Here is a 20,671-nt window from a genome sequence, read left to right on the forward strand (position 1 = left end):
TTACAATAGTGCTATATTCCTAAATTTACAGTTTTATCTAATTAATAAATTATGCATTTTGTCTCATGAAGAGGAAATGGGTCGAGTGGAAGCAGAAAAAACCGGAAACGAATCTCGTTCCCGGTACTGGTCTATATTTTCTCGAAATTTATGCCCTGTTATGCCTCAAGTTCCAACGGCGTGCTTTTCGCTTCATTTCCAATTTGGCGACAGGCTTCACTTTAAGCAGCTGCTGGAACATCACCGGTGTCTGCTTAACAGCAAAAACCGCTGATTGTATTGACTTTTTCTTTTCTTCTATATCCTTCATTAGCTCTTCCTGGCTGGTTTTCAGTTTGTCTGTCTCCGTTTTCAGGGTATCCGCTTTTACTTGAAAGCGTCCAGTCATTTCGTTTAGGGTGTTGATGGCCGGCTTTGCGTCCTTGAACGTCTTAAATGCTGCATAGCCCAGATAGGCAACCGAACCGATAAATAAGGCCAGGCTTAAATAAACAATGATCATGCTGCAGGTGCCTCCTTTGTTTCTTTTACCAATACTTTACCCATTATACCGGAAGGAATAACTACCAAAGACATTTTGATCAGTTGCCAAAACGTCCATTTGTGAAATGTTGAACAAAGTTTTGGATATTGTCAAATTCTCGCAGTAAAAAACCCTCTTTCTCCCATTACAATTTAAGTATACAAAACAACTTTGAAACGGTAACAAGAGTTTTAACAAAAGAGACTAATGGAGGCACCCATAATGGAAAAAAGAAAATTAGTAATGATTGGAAACGGAATGGCCGGTGTCCGGACTATAGAGGAAATTTTAAAAGTAAATCCAGATGCATTTCAAATCACGATTTTTGGGGATGAACCACACCCAAATTATAATAGGATCCAGCTTTCCACTGTCCTGCAGGGTGATACCAAAATAGATGACATCATTATGAACAGCTGGGAATGGTATCGGGAAAACAATATTCAATTATTTACCGGGGAGGCCATCATAAAAATCGATACGGCCAAAAAGGTTGTTATTTCAGATAAAGGCAGGGAGGTAGGCTATGATGAGCTGATCATTGCCACTGGCTCCAGCTCCTTCATCCTGCCAGTGCCAGGCGCAGACAAGAAGGGAGTCACTGGATTCCGCGATATCAAGGATTGCGACGATATGATCGAGACAGCGAGGCTGTATAAAAAAGCAGCTGTCATCGGCGGCGGACTCCTGGGCCTTGAAGCCGCGCGCGGGTTATTGAACCTCGGCATGGAGGTGGAGGTCATCCACCTTATGCCTCATCTTATGGAAAGACAGCTTGATGCTGCTGCTTCCAAAATGCTTAAGCGGGAACTTGAATCCCAGGGTATGAAGTTTTTGATGGAAAAACAAAGTGCTGAAATTCTTGGTGAAGAGCGGGTAACAGGGCTTCGTTTTACAGATGGTACGGAAATACAAACAGACCTTGTCGTCATGGCGGTTGGAATCAGGCCGAACACAGGCCTCGCCAAGGAAAGCGGAATCTATGTCAACCGCGGGATTGTGGTCGATGATTTTATGCACACGAGCGTCCCCCACGTTTATGCAGTGGGTGAATGCGCCGAGCACAGGGAGATTGTATATGGTTTGGTCGCACCTTTGTATGAACAGGGTAAAGTGCTGGCGGCAAGTTTGTGCGGATCGGAAGTAAAGCCATATGAAGGCTCCATCGTCGGAACGGGGCTGAAGGTTTCCGGTGTCGACCTGTTCTCCGCCGGGGAAATTGACGAAGACACAGAAACGAAAGCTATCACTGTCCACAACGAGTTTGACAGTGTTTATAAAAAAATTGTCATCCGTGACAACAAGGTTGCAGGAATTGTGCTTTACGGGGATACGAAGGACAGTTCAAGGCTATTTAGGATGCTGCTGAAAAAAGAGGATGTCAGCGGCATGACCAGTGTTTCCATCCTGGAACCCGGATGCTGCGGGGGCGGCGGCTCTGAATTAAATGCAGCGGCAATGGATGACGAGGAAGTTGTCTGCGGCTGCAACGGGGTTACCAAAGGGACGATTGTCGAAGCCATCCGGACAAAGGAACTGACTACCGTCGATGAAGTTGGCGGGTGCACTAATGCCGGACGCTCCTGCGGCCGCTGCAAATCGCTGATTTCCGATATTCTTGCCCACACTCTTGGCGATCAATACGATACAGCGGCAAAGAAAGATGCCCTTTGCGGTTGTACCGGCTACAGCCGTGATGAGGTGGTAGCGGAAATAAAGGAAAAGGGACTCACCTCCGTCAAGGAAGTCATGAACGTTCTTGGTTGGAAGCAGGAGGAAGGCTGCTCGAAGTGCCGTCCTGCGCTGAACTACTACCTCGGAATGATCCTGCAGGAGCAATATATCGATGACCGCGACTCCCGCCTTGTGAATGAAAAAATGCATGCCAATATCCAAAAGGATGGAAAATACTCAGTGGTTCCAAGGATGTATGGCGGCGTGACAACGGCGGAAGACTTGAAAAAGATCGCAGAGGTCGCGGAGAAATACAATGTGCCTCTCGTTAAGCTGACTGGCGGACAGCGGATTGGCCTTTTCGGGGTCAATAAGGAATATTTGCCGGCGATGTGGGAAGACCTTGGAATGCCGTCCGGGTATGCTTATGGCAAAACCCTCCGCACTGTGAAAACATGCGTGGGAGCCAAGTTCTGCCGCTTTGGCACACAGGACAGCATGGGTCTCGGCATTGAACTTGAGCAAAAGTTTGAGCGCCTGGATACCCCGCATAAAGTGAAGATGGGCGTCTCAGCCTGCCCGCGCAACTGTGCGGAAGCGGGCATCAAGGATTTCGGCATCGTCGGGATCGACGGCGGCTGGGAAATCTATGTTGGCGGCAACGGCGGCACCGACCTCCGCGCCGGAGACCTGCTGCAAACGGTGAAGACAAAAGAAGAGGTCATCAAGCTGATTGGTGCATTCATGCAATATTACCGTGAAACAGCTCATTACCTCGAGCGGACCTCCAAATGGATGGAGCGGGTCGGTCTGGATCATGTCAAGGAAGTGCTTGCGGATGAAGACACAAGAAAAGCTTTGAACGAACGGCTGGACAAAACGCTTGAAAGGTACATCGAGCCTTGGAATGAGGCGATTGAAAAGAAAGATGTGCAGAACAAGTACTATCAAAAACAAAAGGGTACAGAAGCACCTGTGCTTGTATAAGGAAAAGAGGGGGAAGGCAAATGACAAGATATTATCTCACCGATTATGATCTGCTTCCGGAAAGAACCGGACAGGTGTTTGAGGTAGAGGGGGAAGAAGTCGCCCTATTCCGTCTGTCGACAGGGGCAGTGGCTGCAGTTGAAAACAGGAGCCCGCATCCAAAAGGCGGAACACTTGGAGAAGGGCTGGTCAGCGGCCATTATGTTTACTGTCCTGTGTACGACTGGAAAATCTCGCTTCTTGATGGGAAAGTTCAGTCTCCTGATGAAGGCCAGGCAAAAATCTTTCAGGTAGAGAGAGACGGGGAACAGGTTTTTATCGTAAAATAAGAAAAATGCCAAAAGAGAGAACAAGCTGTTCTCTCTTTTTAAAATAGCAAAACTGGAAGGATGAAAGGGCGATGAAGAAAGGACATGTGTTTTTGGTAGGTGCTGGGCCAGGTGATGCTGGGCTGATTACCGTGAAAGGGATGGAAGCCATCAAGTCGGCGGACGTGATTTTATATGACAGGCTTGCCAACCCGCGGCTTCTGGAACAGGCTCCTGACCGCTGCGAACTGGTTTATTGCGGCAAGCTGCCTGACCGCCATTTTCTCCGCCAGGAAGCAATCAACAGCCTTTTGGTTGAAAAGGCCCTTGAAGGGAAAGTGGTGGTCCGATTAAAAGGGGGCGATCCAGGCGTCTTTGGCCGGGTGGGCGAAGAAGCACAGGCTCTAAGTGAACATGGAATTTCCTATGATATCGTACCGGGCATCACTTCCGGCATGGCAGCCCCGCTTTATGCCGGAATCCCTGCTACCCACCGGGAGTTTGGTGAGAGCTTTGCCATGGTGACCGCCCATGATAAATCGGTAAACGGCCAGCCTGACCTGCAATGGGAAAGCCTTGCTAAAGGAATTGATACGATTGCCTTTTACATGGGAATCGCCAATCTGCCTTTTATTTGTGAAAACTTGATCCTGCATGGGAAACCGGCGGAAACCCCAGTCATCCTTATCCGCTGGGGCACTTTCGGAAGGCAGCAGACGCTTGAAGGAACCTTGGCGACGATTGCCCAGAAGGCGAAGGCTGTGAAGTTCGCCAATCCGGCCATTACCCTGGTGGGCGACATTGTTTCTCTTCGCAAAAAGCTGGACTGGTTCGAGAAAAAGCCGCTGTTCGGACGGCAGGTCCTGCTTGTCAGGACAGGGACAAACGAGAGCGATCTGGCAAGGGAGCTGACCAGCCAGGGAGCAGATGTCATTGAGTTCCCTAGGTGGACGAGAATAAAAGGAAAACCGGACGAGATGATAGTAAATAATCTGTCAAGCTATGAAAAGGTAGTGTTTACCTCGCCTGAAAGCGTAGCAGACTTTTTTGAAGACATGATTCAACGATCTGTGGATATCCGGCAGCTTAAGGCCAAATTGTATGGCGGCTCAAGCAAATCGTTAAGAGCTTTGGCAGATAAAGGCCTTCTGGCAGAAAGTGCTGAAAAACTTGGTGAAGAAACAGGGAAAGACTCTAGCCTGCTGGTAGTCGGCGACCGCTCTGTCCGGCAGGGACATCCAAATGGCGATTTTTATGAAACAAGCACAAAGGAAATCGATGGACAGTTCACGCCCATCCTTGAAAGAATGCTGGAGGAGGCCGAAATTAATACCGTCGTTTTTCCGTCAGCAGCCTCTGTAAAAGTATTATTGGATGAAGATTCAGGTTCATTCGGTTTCCGGGACCTTTTGGAGAAAGCAGAGCTGGCATGCCTTGGCGGGAAAACCCAGTCTGCCTTGAGAGAGAAAGGCTATGAAGCAGATGTAGTACCGGATAAAGCCGATAAGGAATCCCTTGCGGCGAGTTTGGCTCAATCAAAAAATTGGTTTGGAAGGTGAAGACATGCCATACCCGATTTTCCTTGATGTGAAGGGGCGCTCCGCTGTGATTATTGGCGGCGGGAAGGTAGCCGCAAGGAAAGCGGCAGGCCTGCTTGAGGAAGGAGCTAAAATCACCGTGGTCAGCCCTGCGCTTGGACCCGATCTGCAGCACCTTCTCAAGGATGGACAAATAACATGGGTGCAAAAGGCTTTTTCGCCTGAGGATCTCATGAATGCCTTTCTGGTGTTTGCGGCCACAAATTCACGGGAAACCAACCTCCAGGTGAAAACAGCTGCAAAGGACGGCCAGCTGGTGAACATTGCTGACGCCCCGGATGCTTCCGATTTTCACATTCCGTCGAATGTTAAAAGAGGCAAATTGACCATCGCTATTTCCACTTCAGGGGCAAGTCCCACTCTTGCCCGGAAAATTCGCCGGGACCTTGAACAGAAGTATGATGAAAGCTATCAGGGGGCAGTGGATTTCCTCCATCGCTGCCGGAAATCCATCCTTGCGGAGCTCGAGGACCCGGGAGAAAGAAGCAAACTGCTAGCGAGGATATCCGAGGAAGATTTTTGGGAAAAGGATGACCGGGAAGACAGGTTCCGGGTACTGTTGAAGGAAATCAAGAACAGATGAGGGAAGCAGAATGGGCTGCTTCTCTTTTTTTAGTTTTATTTACTGCTTCCCAAAACAAATGGCTAATAATATTTCGTTTACCGTACTATAATGGAGTTGTGAATCAGGAAAGAAGGTATTGTCTTGAATAACCTTAAAATCTACGTCATTCTTACGGTTGTCATGATGATTTGGGGGATGAATGTTTCTGCTGTCAAAATGATTGTGGAGCATTTTCCGCCGATGACGATTAATTCGCTAAGAGTCTTTACTGCCGGAATAGTGGTTTTCATCCTTCTCGGCATGATGAAAAAAATCAGGAAACCTGCAAAAGAAGAGTATCTGTTTATCTTTTTTGGCGGCCTGCTGAATGTTACCTGCCATCATTTATTCCTCAGCATCGGCCTGGCACGGACATCGGCAGTGAACAGCGGTTTGATTTTGGGAATGGGTCCGCTGCTTACGGCATTGCTGGCGATTCCGTTTGTGGGCAAAAGGATGACGATTGTTAAAGGGATGGGGTTTATCCTTGGGGGCATCGGCATCACCCTTACTGTAATGGGAGGCGGAAAAGGATTAAGCGGGATGAATCTGGGTGACTTCTACATCTTTATCTCGATCCTGGCACAGGCTGGCAGCTTCATTATTATCTCAAAAGCGGCAAAGAGCATGGATCCGCGGCTCTTAACCGGCTATATGCTGATCTTCGGATCGGCTGTGTCCATGCTGATTGGGTTTTGGCAGGAACCGGAAGGGCTGGGCAGCCTCGGCGGTGGAAGCCCCCTTTTATGGCTGCTGTTTGCAGGCTCTGCGGTCGTTGCAACAGCAGCGGGGCATATGCTTTACAATTATGCCGTCGGAATGGTAGGCCCAGCGGAAACGTCGATCTTCCTTAATTTGAGCACGTTTTTTTCCCTGATTGGAGCGGCCCTATTTCTCGGCGAAACAATAACATTTGCCCATTTGTCAGGAATGGTTTTCATCATTGGCGGGGTCATCCTCGGTTCCGGAGCCCTTGAAGAACTGATGCTCAAAAGGCGGATTCGTAAACAGGCTGCATGACCTGTCCGATAACTGGACACTAAGGAAGGAACCGTCTATTTATCGGACATCATTTCCTCGTGAAAGGCTGTTTCAATAAAACTTCTCCCTTGGCATGAAACTTGCTTCCCTGTGAAGATGAGCACTGAAAAGGGGGAATCACGGGTGAAAATGAATGATGTAAAAGCAATTATTACCGGCGGGGCTTCAGGACTTGGTGAAGCAACGGTAAGAAGGATTGCCGAAAGCGGCGGAAAAGCGGCCATCCTCGACCTGGCTGAGGAACGTGCGGAGGCATTGTGCCGGGAGCTGGGCGAAAATGTGATATTCATCAAATGCGATGTCACAAGCGAAGAAGCAACAAGAGATGCGATCAGCAAGGCAGGTGCTGCTTTCGATTCTGTCAATGCGGCGGTAAACTGCGCAGGCATTGGAGCCGCGAGCAAGGTTGTCAGTAAAAAAGGGGCGCATGACCTTGGGCTTTTTACAAAAGTGATTTCAATCAACCTGATTGGAACCTTTAATGTCATTCGCCTGGCAGCTCAGCAAATGGCGAAAAATGTAGAGAATGATAAAGGAGAAAGGGGCGTTATCATCAACACGGCTTCGGTTGCCGCATTTGAGGGCCAGATTGGCCAGGCTGCCTATAGTGCCTCAAAAGGCGGCATCGTCGGTATGACCCTTCCAATCGCCCGCGAACTGGCGGCACATGGCATAAGGGTGATGACCATCGCCCCGGGCCTTTTCCATACACCAATGTTTGATACATTGCCGGAAGATGCAAGAACGGCCCTTGGCAAGATGGTACCATTTCCGCCGCGCCTTGGTTTCCCGGAAGAATACGCCCAGCTGGCAGCAAACATCATTGAAAACCCGATGCTGAATGGGGAAACCATCAGGCTCGACGGAGGAATCCGAATGCAGCCCAAATAACCCAGTCATGGAAGATCCTTCAGGGTCTTCCTTTTTTTTGTGAATGAATTTTCAGAAATTACTAAAAATGAATTGGCTTTTCCGTTACAATAGAAGCGATAAGGGTGAATCAGCTCAATCGGAGGAGGTGTTTATCGTTGATACAGTTTAAGGATATGGTTACGCTGATGGATTTCGAGGTGACGGAGGAAACGACTTTAAAACAGGCGATTGGGATGCTGAAGGAGAAAAAGTGGAACCTGCTTCCTGTAACGGATGAGGAAGGCTTTTTGAAAGGCGTTTTTACCCGCAGCGGCCTTTACGGCATGCTTTTAGATGAAAAACCTCTTCACACACCGATTAAAGATTACATAAAAAGAGATGCAAAAACAGTTTCCATTGATACCTCGTATGAAAAAATTGAGCAGCTCGTCGGCAAAAGCGATGTGGGTACAGGAGTTGTACTCAATAAGGAAGGCAAGGTGGCAGGTTTATTTACCAAGACTGAAATGGTTATGGCGCTTTTGCGGACTGCAGATGCCCTTAAAGAGCTGGAAACGGTAAAAAAATTGCAGGCCACACTCGAAACGGCCCTTGAACATGCTTATGACGGCATTTTAATGACGGATCAGCATCAGCTCATCCAGATGGTAAATCCCTCCTTGCTTGACTTTTTTGGCCTGGAGAGAGAAGAGGTGCTTCACAGGAAAGTGGACGAAGTTTTGCCCCAGATAAAACTTTCGAAAGTGTATCAAACAGAACTGGCGGAAATAAGTGATTTCAAGGAAAGCAATGGCATAAAATATCTTGTTCACCGGATTCCGATTATTGAAAACGGACAATTGGTTGGCGCCCTTGGAAAAATTGTTTTCAGGCAGCTGAATGAAGTGAATGAGCTGTTCAGGAAATGGCAAAAGGCGGAGAGCAAAGCGAAGTTTTATCACCAGCAGCTTGAAAAGACAGAATCTGCCCGGTATACGTGGGAGCATATTTTCACCATTGATCCTCAGATGGAGAAGCTGAAAAAAAGCGCGGCCAAGGCAGCAAGAGGAAGGTCCACGATTCTCATCCGCGGCGAAAGCGGCACCGGCAAAGAACTGTTTGCACATGCCATCCATAATAGCAGCGCGCGCAGGAATGGAAAATTTGTCGTCGTGAACTGTGCTGCGATTCCGGAGGACTTGCTTGAATCGGAATTCTTCGGCTACGAGGAAGGTTCGTTCACAGGAGCAAGGAAGCGTGGGAAAATCGGAAAGTTCGACCTGGCTAATGGCGGCACGCTGTTTCTCGATGAAATCGGCGATATGTCTTTGACTCTTCAGGCGAAGCTCCTGAGGGTGCTGCAGGAAAGGGAATTTTACCGGGTTGGCGGGACTTCCAAAATCAAGGTGGATGTCCGGATCATTGCAGCCACCAATCAAAACCTGGAAGAGATGGTAAGGCAGGGACAGTTTCGTGAGGACCTGTACTACCGGCTGAATGTGATTTCCCTGAATATCCCTCCGCTCAGGGCAAGGGTGCCTGATACAGGCTTTTTGCTGGGGGTTCTAATCAAAGAATTAAACATGCTTCTAGGTACAAGCATCACAGGAATTGAGAATGAGGCACACGGAACCTTGCTAGGATACAGCTGGCCGGGTAATGTCCGCGAGCTGCGGAATGTGATGGAAAGGGCAATGACCTTTGCAGAGCACGGGAAAATCCAGCTGGAAGACTTGCCGGATTATCTGCTTGGGGATATAACCTCTGCTCCCGGAAATGGGAGCATCAGCACAGTGGAAGAGGCCGAACATGAGGCAATCCAGCGGGCGCTTTCCCAAACGCAGGGCAATAAAGCGAAAGCAGCGAGAATTCTTGGAATCAGCCGATCGGGGCTATATGAAAAATTAAAGAAATACGAGCTGAATGTCTAAATGCACCTGTCATAAAAGTGTCCGGAATTTAGACAGTTTGGGGTGCTATTTTTACTGCACCCTCCTTAAACCTCCGTCAGCACTGGATTTTTAAAGTTGGCACAGCTATTGCATGAATAGTTGGCAGCGACTTTTACAAAGGAGGATTGGAAGATGGATGTTGGATCGATGCTGGCCCATAATGCCAGGAAATTTCCCGACGTTCTGGCCATTGAGTGCGAGGGGCGGAGTTATACATACGAGCAGTTCAATGAGGAATCCAACAGGCTCGCCCATGGCTTGTTCGGCCAGGGAATCAGGAAGGGCGAAAAAATTGCCCTGATGATGAAAAACTCCGATCACTTTGCCTTTTCATTCTTTGCTGCTGCGAAAATTGGCGCGGTGGTGGTCCCGGTGAATTTCAGGCTCACTTCCCCAGAGGTGCATTATATTCTTAAACAATCCGACAGCACCCTTATCATTTGCGATGGCGAATTTGAGCAGACCGTCGCCGCTGCCAGGGAAGGGACGACAGTCAGGCATGTCATCACCATCGGTACCCCCGGGGTGCTTGGACACCACGCCTATTCTGATGTACTGATTGATAACAAGGACAATCCGCCGATTGATGTTTCTCTGGCCGATGATTTTGAAATCCTGTATACCTCCGGAACAACAGGGCAGCCGAAGGGAGCGCTTTTCGACCATGAACGGATTTTTAAGGTAGCGCTCGCTGCAACAATCGGCATGGGACTGAGGCCGCGGGAAACCTTTCTGCATATTGCGCCTTTATTCCATTCGGCCGAGCTGAATTTATTTTTGGTTTCCGGCGTTTTGCTGGGCGCCACCCATATTATCCAGCGCGATTTCCATCCGGTATCGGTCCTTGAGGCGATTGAGAAGTATAAAATAACGAATTTCTTTGGCGTTCCGGCCATGTATAATTTCCTGCTCCAGGTCCCCAATACTGCGGGATATGATCTGTCTTCAATTAAAAGATGCGGCTATGGCGCCGCCCCGATGGCTCCGGAACTGGTCAGGAAAAGCATGGAGCTGTTTGGGACAGACCAATTTTTCAACTTATGCGGCCTGACTGAAGCGGGGCCAGGCGGAGTCATGCTTGAGCCGGAAGACCATAAAATGCATTTGGGCAAGGGTGGAAAGCCAATTTTCATAACCGAGGCGAAGGTGGTCAACGAGGAAGGCATCGAGGTGACGCATGGAGCGGTCGGGGAATTTATCCTTCGGGGTGGAACCATCATGAAGGAGTATTATAAAAAAACTGAAGAAACGTCCAAAGCCATTAAAAATGGCTGGCTGTACACAGGAGACCTGGCAACAGTGGATTCGGAGGGTTTCATCACCCTTGTGGACAGGAAGAAGGATATGATCATTTCCGGCGGCGAGAATGTTTATTCCATTGAGGTGGAGGAAGTGCTTTATGAGCATCCTTCCATCCTTGAAGCAGCCATTGTCGGACTGCCTGACGAAGTATGGGGAGAGGCAGTATGCGCCGTCATTGTCCCCAAGCCTGGAGCAGAGCCCGACCTGCAGGAAATCCGGGCCTTCTGCCGCCAAAAACTGGCAGGCTATAAAGTGCCTCGAAGAATTTTCATTGAAAAGGAACTGCCCCGGAATGGTTCGGGAAAAATCTTGAAATATCAGCTGCGCCAAGCCCTGAAAGAAAGACAGGCATAAAATTTTGTAAGCGGTTTCGTAAAGGGGAGAAGAAGATGAAGCATCCATATTTAACAGATGAACATGAGATGTTCCGCAAGTCTCTGCGGAAGTTTTTGGAGAAGGAAGCATACCCCAACTATGAAAAGTGGGAAGAGGAACGGATGATTCCGCGCTCGTTTTGGAAGAAGATGGGCGGGCAGGGCTACCTTTGTCCTGACCTGGATGAAGAGTACGGCGGAAGCAATGTCGACTGGGGCTACGCCGTTGTCATCAATGAAGAGCTTGAGCGCGTCGGGTCCAGCCTGGTTGGAGTGGGCCTGCATAACGACATCGTCGTACCATACATCAATTCCTACGGAACAGCTGATCAAAAAAAACGCTGGCTGCCCCGCTGTACGACCGGGGATATGATTACGGCGATTGCGATGACGGAGCCGGGTACAGGATCGGACCTGGCGAACATTCAAACAACGGCGATTCTTGATGGGGACCACTATATCCTGAACGGCCAGAAAACATTCATCACCAACGGGATTCAATCCGACCTGGTACTGGTCGCCTGCAAAACCGACCCAAAAGCCGTTCCCAAGCATAAGGGGGTCAGCCTGCTGGTCGTTGAACGGGATGCCCCAGGCTTTTCGAGGGGAAGAAAACTGAATAAAGTCGGCCTTCATGCACAGGATACAGCAGAGCTGATTTTCGAGGATTGCCTTGTTCCAAAGGAAAACCTGATTGGCGAGGAAGGAAAAGGATTCCTCTATCTGATGGAAAAGCTTCAGCAGGAACGCCTTCTCGTAGCGATTGCCGCCCAGACCGCTGCCGAGGTGATGTTCACGCAGACGATGGAATACGTGAAGACGCGGGAAGCGTTCGGGAGGGCTGTTGCCCAATTCCAGAACACGCAGTTCAAACTGGCTGAAATGGCGACAGATATTGAAATGGGCAGGGCCTTCCTGGACCAGCTGATAGCGGAACATATTGAAGGCAGGGATGTGGTCACTAAGGTTTCCATGGCAAAGTGGAAGCTGACTGACACGGCAAAGAGGATAGCAGCGGAATGCATGCAGCTGCACGGCGGCTATGGCTATATGGAAGAATACGAGATTGCCAGAAGATTCCGCGACATTCCAGTCGCGAGCATCTATGCCGGAACAAATGAAATCATGAAAACCATCATAGCCAAAAACCTTGGATTATAAAAACGCAGCTTGCTGTAATTGGAAAGGGTGATGAAAACATGCGTGAAGTGGTCATTGTTGAAGGTGTAAGGACTCCAGTCGGACGAAGAAATGGAGTGTTAAAGGACATCCGTCCTGATGTTCTCGCAGCGGAAGTATTAAAAGAATTGGTGAGCCGGGCGGGAGTGGATGCCGGCCTTGTTGATGATGTCATCCTTGGATGTGTTTCCCAGGCCGGAGAACAAGCCGGCGACATTGCAAGAGTCGCCGCACTGACCGCCGGGTTCCCGATCGAAGTGCCAGGGACGACGGTGGACCGACAGTGCGGTTCAAGCCAGCAGGCTGTCCATTTCGCTGCCCAGGCCATCCTGGCAGGCGATATGGATATTGTCATTGCCGGCGGTGTCGAAAGCATGTCCCGGGTGCCGATGGGCTCCAACTATGGGGATGCCAAGCCATTCAGCCCCCAGCTCCGTGAAAAATATGAAATGATTCATCAGGGGCTTTCTGCCGAAAGGATTGCAGAGGCTTACGGATTATCCCGCCGGGACTTGGATGAATATTCGGCCGAAAGCCATCGCCGTGCCCTTAGAGCGCAGGCTGAAGGCTATTTTGACAGGGAAATCATGCCCTTGAAGGTGAACCTTGAAAACGGCGAAACAGTCATCATCAAGGAGGATTCCGGGCCAAGGGAAGGAACAACAGCCGAAGTGCTTTCCGGCTTGAAAACGGTCTTCAAGGAAGATGGCGTCATCCATGCCGGCAATGCGAGCCAAATCAGCGACGGGGCGGCGGCACTGCTGCTGATGTCCCGTGAAAAGGCAGAGGAGCTTGGTTTGAAGCCGCGTTTCCGCGTCCATACAAGGGTGGTTGTCGGCTCCGACCCGACCATGATGCTGACAGGTCCAATCCCGGCGACCGAAAAAGCGCTGCAAAAGGCGGGGCTTTCAATCGATGATATTGATGTATTTGAAGTAAACGAAGCATTTGCCCCTGTTCCATTGGCCTGGCTGAAGGAGACAGGTGCAGAGCCTGAGAAACTGAATCCGAATGGCGGAGCGATTGCTCTCGGCCATCCGCTGGGAGCAAGCGGAGCCAAGCTGATGGTCTCCATGATTCACGAGCTCGAACGCAGAGGCGGCAGGTATGGCCTGCAGACGATGTGCGAGGGACATGGGATGGCCAATGCCACGATTATTGAGCGGATCATGGAATAGCGAAGGAAGGGAGGAGTCTGAATGTCCACAACAATTGGCAGGATTTTTGACCTGACTGTGAAAAAGTTTCCCCATAAGGAGGCTGTGTATGATGTCAGGAAAAACCGGCGCATGACCTACAGCGAGTGGGACCGGGAAGTGAACAGGCTGGCTAATGCCCTTATGCAGGAAGGGGTGCGGAAGGGTGACCTGGTTTCCACCTTCCTTTTCAACACAGAGGAGCTGGCCACCGCCTTTTTTGCCTGTGCCAGGATTGGGGCCGTGTTCAATCCAATCAATTTCCGCCTGATGGCTGAGGAGGTCGCCTATATCCTGGCAGATGCTTCGCCGAAGGTTGTCCTTTTTGAACAGGCACTTGAGCCTGTCGTCTCGGCGATTCAAAATCGGTTTCCGCGGACAGCATTCTGGTTTATTGATGATAGAACGCCGGAATATGCAGCCAGTTACCATGGAAAAGTAAAGGAAGCGGCGGACTCTCCGGTAGACGTGGAGGTCAATGAGAGCGATTTATATGCCATCATGTATACAAGCGGAACGACCGGCCGTCCAAAAGGCGTCATGCACCTGCACCGCGATATGGCCGAGCAGAGCCTGATTGTCATCAGTTCGACCAGGCTGCACAGCAATGACATCGGCCTGGTGACAGCACCTATGTTCCACTGCGCCGAACTTCACTGCGCCCTTTTGCCTCGTGTCCATGTCGGGGCGAAGAACGTGATATTGCACCAGTTCAATCCGGGAAAAGTTCTCGAGCTGATCCAGGCGGAACAGATCAGCAAGTTTTTTGCGGCTCCAACGATGTGGAATATGCTCCTCCAGGAAAACCTGCAAGATTACAATCTTACCAGTTTAAAGCTGGGACTCTATGGTGCCGCCCCGATGGCGCCGGCCCTTGTGCGCGCCTGCAAGGAGCAGCTGGGCATTTCGCTCGTCCAGGCGTATGGCATGACGGAAATGGGACCAGCGATTACGTTCCTGTCGGAGGAGGACCAGCTCACAAAGGCAGGGTCGGCAGGGCAGGCATGCTTAAACCACGAAATCCGCATTGTCAAGGCCCGGGAAGACGCCCCTTCAGAGCCGGATGAAATTTTGCCGCCGGGAGAAAATGGCGAAATCATTGTCAAGGGACCTTGCATGATGACAGGCTATTACAACCGGGAAGAAGCGACCAAAAAGGCGCTGTATAAAGGCTGGTACCATTCAGGGGACATTGGCTACCTGGATGAGGATGGCTATCTTTGGGTGAAGGACAGGGTCGATGACATGATCATTTCCGGAGGAGAGAACATTTACCCCCGGGAAGTGGAAGATGTTCTCTATGAGCATGAAGGAGTGCTTGATGTAGCGGTAATCGGCCAGCCGGACGACACCTGGGGCGAAGCAGTGACGGCATTCGTTGTCCTGAAAAATCCCGGTGTTACCGAAGAAGAGCTTGAGGTACTTTGCAAAAACAGCGATAAGCTCGCCAATTACAAGCGGCCGCGCCATTATATTTTCGTGGAGGAACTGCCGCGGAATGCGAGCGGAAAGATTCAAAAGTTCATCCTGCGCAAAAGAATGGAAGAGTTGTCCTCAAAAGGACAGCCTGGCTGACCGAGGAGCAGGGGCGGTTAAGGAATAGGAGTGGAAATTATGCTTGAAGGAATCAGAATCATTGACTTTACCAACTATCTTCCCGGTCCATATGCGACCCTGAGGCTTGCGGAAATGGGGGCGGAAATCATCAAGGTTGAGCCGCCTTCGGGAGACCCTGCGCGGAATACGGGGACCAGCGGGAACGGGAAAGACGGAGCTGTGTTCCGGGCCCATAACCGTGGAAAAAAAAGCATTGTGCTGGACTTGAAGTCAGAGAGTGGAAGAGAAACAGCCCTCAGGCTCATTGCCGGCGCGGATGCCATGATTGAAAGCTTCCGTCCTGGTGTCATGGATAAGCTGGGGCTGGGGTACAGTGAGGCTGCTGGGATTAGGCCGGATATTGTCTATGTCTCCATTACAGGATACGGAAAAGAAGGCGGGATGGCACAGCTTGGGAGCCACGATTTGAATTATATGGCTCTGAGCGGTGTGCTGGCGCAGCTAAAAGACGAAAATGGCAGGCCCGTCCATCCCGCCAATACCTTTGCCGACTATATCGGCGGAATGGCCGCTTCCGAGCGGCTGCTCGCCGGTCTTGTTTCCAGGTGGAAAACCGGCAAAGGCAGCTATCACTGCCTATCGCTGACCGATGCGATGCTTTCGCTGATGGCCAACCATGTCCTCATTGAAAACGAAACCGGCTTTCCCCATGGCGTGTCGGTGCTGGGTGGAAAAATCGTTGCGTATAACCTTTACGAAACGAAGGACGGACGCTTTATAAGCCTAGGGGCACTTGAACCAAAATTCTGGAATGCCTTTTGCCTTGCAGCAGGAAGAGAGGACTGGCTGCCGGCCCACTTTACGGAAGCGGCTGGGGAGAATAAGGTTTACCGCGAAATGCTCTCGCTGTTTAAAAGCCGGACACTTGACGAGTGGATACAGTTTGGCCAGGAAGTCGACTGCTGCATGGCGCCTGTTCTTGAAGCCGGGGAACTGGCCGGGTTTCCTTATTTTATAAACAGAGGAAGCATCCGCGACAGAGAGGGAGACGGCAGGCAGGTGAAGATGCATGGGGACCTGCCAGGCTCCCTGCAAGCAACTGTGCCGCAAAAAGGAGAGCATACGAATGAAATATTAAGAGAGTTGGAGAGTCTGAACGGCAATAGATCTTAAAATTGTGAGATGGAAGGGGCATGATTGCTGATGATGAATGTACCATTGACGGTCGGTTCAATGATGGAACGGGCGGAAAAATTCTTCCCGAAAAAAATGGTTGTATCAAGGACACTTTCCGGGATCCAGCGCTTTACTTATAAAGAGACAGGAGAACGTACAAGAAGGCTGGCAAGTGCGCTTGAGAAACTTGGCGTACAACAAGGAGACCGGGTCGGCACTTTTGCCTGGAACCATCATCGCCACCTGGAAATCTACTTTGCGGCGCCGGGGATGGGCGCCGTGCTTCATACCATCAACATCCGCCTGTCACCCGAGCATATCTCCTATATCATCAACAATGCCGAAGACAAAGTGCTGTTCATCGATGAAGACCTGCTTCCTTTGATTGAACGGGTCAACGAAAAGTTCGCTTCAATCAAAGCGTATGTAATCATGACGGATAAGAAGGACCTTCCCGAGACAACCCTCTCACCGGTCTATTCTTATGAGGAACTGATTTCCGAGGGCGATCCTGGCTTTGAGTTCGTCAAGGATATCGACGAAAATGCCCCGGCCGGAATGTGCTATACATCAGCAACAACGGGAAATCCGAAAGGCGTGATCTACTCCCATCGAGGAATCGTGCTCCACAGCTATGCGATGGGTCTTGCTGATACTACGGCCCTGTCGGAAAGCGACATCTGTCTCCCTGTTGTTCCGATGTTCCATGCCAATGCCTGGGGAATGCCCTTTGCGGCCACCTGGTTTGGTTCAACACAGGTTCTTCCGGGGCCGCAATTTACGCCAAAGCTGCTGGCAGAGCTGATCCAGCAGGAGAAAGTGACCGTGACAGCAGGGGTGCCTACGATTTGGCTGGGCCTGCTGAATGAACTGGAAACAGGAAGCTATGACACTTCATCACTCCGTGCGGTTGTTTGCGGCGGTTCCGCAGCGCCTCGCGGAATGATCAAAACGTTTGAAACGAAATATGGCATTCCCTTCCTCCATGCCTACGGGATGACGGAAACGACACCGCTCGCGACGGTTTCCCGCCTGAAGAGCTACCAGCAGGACCTGGATGAAGAAGAGATGCTCGACATCCGCTCCAAGCAGGGACTGCTCGTGCCGGGCCTTGAAATGAAAGTGATAGGGGCAGGCGGCGAGGTGAAGTGGGATGGAGAGGAAATGGGGGAGCTTTTGATTCGCGGACCATGGATTGCGGATGAATATTATCGGGACGAACGGTCCCGGGATGCTTTCCGTGATGGGTGGCTGTATACCGGTGATGTGGCAACCGTGGATGAGGAAGGAGTCATCAAGCTTGTCGACAGGACAAAGGACCTGATCAAGAGCGGAGGGGAATGGATTTCATCGGTCGACCTTGAAAATGCCCTGATGGCCCACGATGCTGTTTTTGAAGCCAGTGTTATTGCTGTTCCCCACCCTCAATGGCAGGAGCGGCCGCTTGCCTGCGTGGTGCTGAAGGAGCCATACAAAGGAAAAGCCGACAAGCAGGAATTGCTTGACTTCCTCGCTCCGCAGTTTGCCAAGTGGTGGCTGCCGGATGACATTGTCTTTATGGAGGAAATTCCGAAAACTTCAGTCGGGAAATTCCTGAAGCGGGCGCTGCGTGACCAATTGAAGGATCATCTTGTCCAGAAGTCCTAAACGCCCGCCAAGCTGGAGGCCGCGGCCAATAAAATAAAAGGGGTGCTAGATGCATGGCATTGTCTCATTTACAGGAAATCCGTTCCGAGCTTTTTGACACTATCGAAGGGCTGTCAGACCAGCAGCTGAATGAAATCCCTGCCTTTGGAGGCTGGAGCATTGCACAGGTCCTGTTCCACGTTCATCAGGTGGAGATGTATTTTATCACTCTTGCCCAACAGGCATTGGAGGGGGCAAGTGAAGCGGTCGGGGATATTGACCTGTCCAAGGTGCCGGACCGCACGTTAAAAGCTAAATCGCCCATCGACCCGCCAACGGAACCAAAATCAAGGGAAGAGCTTGTCTCGAGGCTGAATCATTCAAGGGGAAAGGTCATTGCCTTTTTAAATGGAACAGACCCGGCTTTGCTTTCTGAAAAATCCGCCAAGCACCCGGTCTTTGGCAGGCTGAACCTGAAACAGACAATGGAATTCATCGGCGGCCACGAAAAGCGCCATATTGGCCAAATTGAAGAAATAAAGAAGAGTCTCATAGCGATCTAGGATGGAATGGATTTATTCTTTAGTGGGGGTTTTAGGCTGCAGTCAATCTCGAATTGGCTGCAGTTTTTTTATTTGTTATAAGAAGCCCTTTCGTCACAATTTGGACACCGGTTTGGCGAATAAATCAAATAATTGATGCAATAACCTCAATAATTGATGCAATAACTAGAGGAATCGATGCAATAACCCCAGCAATTGATGCAATTCCCACTCAAATGGATGTTTTTTGCTACAAATCAAGCTGAAACCGCAGCATTAAGCTTCTTTTCGACCTCCGGGAGTCGGACTTGGTCACTTTTACGAGAAAAATTTTAAAGTTTTCTAAAGAATGGTAGTATAATACATGTCAGCGTTATCATTTCGAAAATCGAAGTATACTATTTATAGAGAATACATAACTAAAAAGATTGGAGGCTGCTGCTTATGAAGGTTCTATCATTTCTAAAACCATATCGAATTCCCATGGCAGCTGCCCTGTCGCTTATGCTGGTCGAGCTGGCTGTTGAATTATGGCAGCCGCTGCTGATGGCCCGGATTATAGATGAGGGAATCATGAAAAATGACCAGGGAACAGTCCTGAGGCTTGGCGGGCTCATGCTTGGCATCTCCTTTCTCGCATTTGCCGCCGGAATTATTAACTCGTTCTTTGCTGCTTATGCCAGCCAGAATTTCGGGTTTGATCTCCGCAAAAGCCTGTTTGAAAAAGTCCAGGGCTTTTCCTTTGCCAATTTTAATAAATTTCCTCCCGCTTCACTGATTACAAGGATGACCAATGATGTGAACCAGCTGCAAATGACCTTGTTCATGTGCCTCAGGATTGCCTTGAGGGCACCGCTTCTTGTCCTGGGCGGAGTGGCGATGGCTGTCGCTGTAAATATCAAGCTCGCCCTGGCGTTTATCCTTGTGATTCCGCCGCTGCTGGTGTTCCTCGTTTGGATCATGAAAAAATCGGCCGGACTGTTCAAGATGGTGCAGGAACGTCTTGACCATGTAAATGGCGTCATGCGCGAGAACCTTTCAGGAATCAGGCTGATCCGGGCATATTCGCGGGGGGCCTATGAAGCGGAAAGGTTCAAAGGCTCCAATAAAGAGCTGATGGACAAAACGGTAAATGCTTTAAGGACTACGGAAACAGCCATTCCCATCCTGCTGTTTTTCATGAATCTGAGCGTGCTGGCTGTCCTGTGGTTTGGGAACATCGATATTGCCGCAGGTGCTGTCAGCGTCGGGGAGGTTGTCGCGATTGTCAACTATACAGCAAGGATTACGATGGCTTTCTCCATGTTTTCATGGATCATTATGGTTCTGTCCAGGGCACAGGCTTCGTCAGGCCGGATTGGGGATGTGCTGGGCGCCGAGGCAGATTTGACTTCGGGAGGGGAAAGACTGGATAAGGCCGAGGCCTCAGGCGGAAGGATCGAATTCAACCATGTTTCTTTCTCCTATCCTGGTACAAATGTGGAGGTGCTGAAGAATATTGATTTCACCGTCCGTCCTGGTGAAACGGTAGCGGTGCTGGGGGCGACAGGTTCCGGAAAGAGTTCGCTGTTTCAGCTGATTCCAAGATTGTATGACCCGACAAAAGGCATTGTGGCAGTGGATGGAAAAGATGTCAGGAAGCTTGAGTTTGACCATTTGCGAAAGCAGATAGGCTATGTGCCCCAGGAGGCATTGCTGTTTACAGGAAGCATCAGGGAGAATCTGGCATGGGGTAAAAGCGATGCCTCCCGGGAAGAGATGGTCAAGGCGGCAAAGGATGCGCAGATTCATGACACGATTGATTCCCTGCCGGACAAGTATGAAACACTGCTTGGGCAAAAAGGGGTCAACCTGTCGGGCGGCCAGAAACAGCGGCTTTCCATTGCCCGGGCGCTCATAAAAAAGCCCCGCATTCTGCTTTTGGATGACAGCACCAGCGCCCTTGACCTGAAAACAGAGGCAAAATTGCTGAATGCCATAAAGCAATATCAATGCACAACCCTGATAATTACACAAAAAATCAGCACGGCTAAAGAGGCAGACCAGATTCTTCTCATGGAGGAAGGCCGAATCATCGCCCAAGGCAAGCATGAAGAATTGCTTGCAGGGTCCAGGCTGTATCAGGAGATATTCGAATCCCAGCTGGGCCTGGAAGAAACTAGCTGAAGAAGGTCACACAA

The 20,671-nt window shown here is 50.1% G+C and carries 16 protein-coding genes; 15 read left to right on the forward strand and 1 reads right to left on the reverse strand.

The window, feature by feature from the left end:
• Positions 1-148: 148 nt before the first annotated feature.
• The gene (locus ADU22_RS07955) at positions 149-502 is read right to left on the reverse strand and encodes a DUF948 domain-containing protein (RefSeq protein ID WP_053361680.1); all 354 of its coding nucleotides are present in this window, start codon (positions 500-502) and stop codon (positions 149-151) included.
• A gap of 243 nt (positions 503-745) precedes the next feature.
• Here ADU22_RS07955 and nirB point away from each other — a divergent pair, with 243 nt between their 5' ends.
• From nirB to ADU22_RS08030, 15 genes are all read left to right on the forward strand, one after another.
• Positions 746-3,184 carry a nitrite reductase large subunit NirB gene (nirB, locus tag ADU22_RS07960; protein WP_053361681.1) on the forward strand — a complete coding sequence of 813 codons (2,439 nt, stop codon included), beginning with the start codon at positions 746-748 and terminating at the stop codon, positions 3,182-3,184.
• Positions 3,185-3,204: 20 nt separating this feature from the next.
• Positions 3,205-3,513 (forward strand): nitrite reductase (NAD(P)H) small subunit, encoded by a 309-nt coding sequence (locus tag ADU22_RS07965; protein ID WP_053361682.1) that lies wholly within the window; start codon positions 3,205-3,207, stop codon positions 3,511-3,513.
• A 71-nt stretch (positions 3,514-3,584) separates the two neighbouring features.
• Positions 3,585-5,051, forward strand: a complete 1,467-nt coding sequence (gene cobA, locus ADU22_RS07970; protein WP_053361683.1) for a uroporphyrinogen-III C-methyltransferase — start codon at positions 3,585-3,587, stop codon at positions 5,049-5,051.
• A 4-nt stretch (positions 5,052-5,055) separates the two neighbouring features.
• Positions 5,056-5,673, forward strand: coding sequence for a precorrin-2 dehydrogenase/sirohydrochlorin ferrochelatase family protein (locus ADU22_RS07975; RefSeq protein ID WP_053361684.1), 618 nt, complete (start codon positions 5,056-5,058; stop codon positions 5,671-5,673).
• Between the two features lie 123 nt (positions 5,674-5,796).
• Complete coding sequence (locus ADU22_RS07980; RefSeq protein ID WP_053361685.1) at positions 5,797-6,714, forward strand: DMT family transporter; 918 nt, start codon at positions 5,797-5,799, stop codon at positions 6,712-6,714.
• Between the two features lie 144 nt (positions 6,715-6,858).
• Positions 6,859-7,626: a 3-hydroxyacyl-CoA dehydrogenase gene (locus ADU22_RS07985; protein WP_053361686.1), complete on the forward strand. Its 768-nt coding sequence runs from the start codon at positions 6,859-6,861 to the stop codon at positions 7,624-7,626.
• Between the two features lie 137 nt (positions 7,627-7,763).
• Positions 7,764-9,518 carry a sigma-54-dependent Fis family transcriptional regulator gene (locus tag ADU22_RS07990; protein WP_053361687.1) on the forward strand — a complete coding sequence of 585 codons (1,755 nt, stop codon included), beginning with the start codon at positions 7,764-7,766 and terminating at the stop codon, positions 9,516-9,518.
• 153 nt (positions 9,519-9,671) lie between these two features.
• Positions 9,672-11,195: a long-chain-fatty-acid--CoA ligase gene (locus tag ADU22_RS07995; protein WP_053361688.1), complete on the forward strand. Its 1,524-nt coding sequence runs from the start codon at positions 9,672-9,674 to the stop codon at positions 11,193-11,195.
• 35 nt (positions 11,196-11,230) lie between these two features.
• Positions 11,231-12,376: an acyl-CoA dehydrogenase family protein gene (locus tag ADU22_RS08000; protein ID WP_053361689.1), complete on the forward strand. Its 1,146-nt coding sequence runs from the start codon at positions 11,231-11,233 to the stop codon at positions 12,374-12,376.
• 38 nt (positions 12,377-12,414) lie between these two features.
• Positions 12,415-13,572, forward strand: a complete 1,158-nt coding sequence (locus ADU22_RS08005) for a thiolase family protein (protein WP_053361690.1) — start codon at positions 12,415-12,417, stop codon at positions 13,570-13,572.
• A gap of 21 nt (positions 13,573-13,593) precedes the next feature.
• Positions 13,594-15,165 (forward strand): fatty acid--CoA ligase, encoded by a 1,572-nt coding sequence (locus ADU22_RS08010; protein ID WP_053361691.1) that lies wholly within the window; start codon positions 13,594-13,596, stop codon positions 15,163-15,165.
• A 39-nt stretch (positions 15,166-15,204) separates the two neighbouring features.
• Positions 15,205-16,320: a CaiB/BaiF CoA transferase family protein gene (locus ADU22_RS08015; protein ID WP_053361692.1), complete on the forward strand. Its 1,116-nt coding sequence runs from the start codon at positions 15,205-15,207 to the stop codon at positions 16,318-16,320.
• 30 nt (positions 16,321-16,350) lie between these two features.
• Complete coding sequence (locus ADU22_RS08020) at positions 16,351-17,970, forward strand: long-chain fatty acid--CoA ligase (protein ID WP_053364501.1); 1,620 nt, start codon at positions 16,351-16,353, stop codon at positions 17,968-17,970.
• A 53-nt stretch (positions 17,971-18,023) separates the two neighbouring features.
• The gene (locus tag ADU22_RS08025) at positions 18,024-18,512 is read left to right on the forward strand and encodes a DinB family protein (protein ID WP_053361693.1); all 489 of its coding nucleotides are present in this window, start codon (positions 18,024-18,026) and stop codon (positions 18,510-18,512) included.
• 423 nt (positions 18,513-18,935) lie between these two features.
• Positions 18,936-20,657 (forward strand): ABC transporter ATP-binding protein, encoded by a 1,722-nt coding sequence (locus ADU22_RS08030; protein ID WP_053361694.1) that lies wholly within the window; start codon positions 18,936-18,938, stop codon positions 20,655-20,657.
• The last annotated feature ends 14 nt before the right edge of the window (positions 20,658-20,671 follow it).

The sequence above is a fragment of the Bacillus sp. FJAT-27251 genome (assembly GCF_001273925.1).
In the GTDB taxonomy this organism is placed as follows: Bacteria; Bacillota; Bacilli; order Bacillales; family Cytobacillaceae; genus Mesobacillus_B.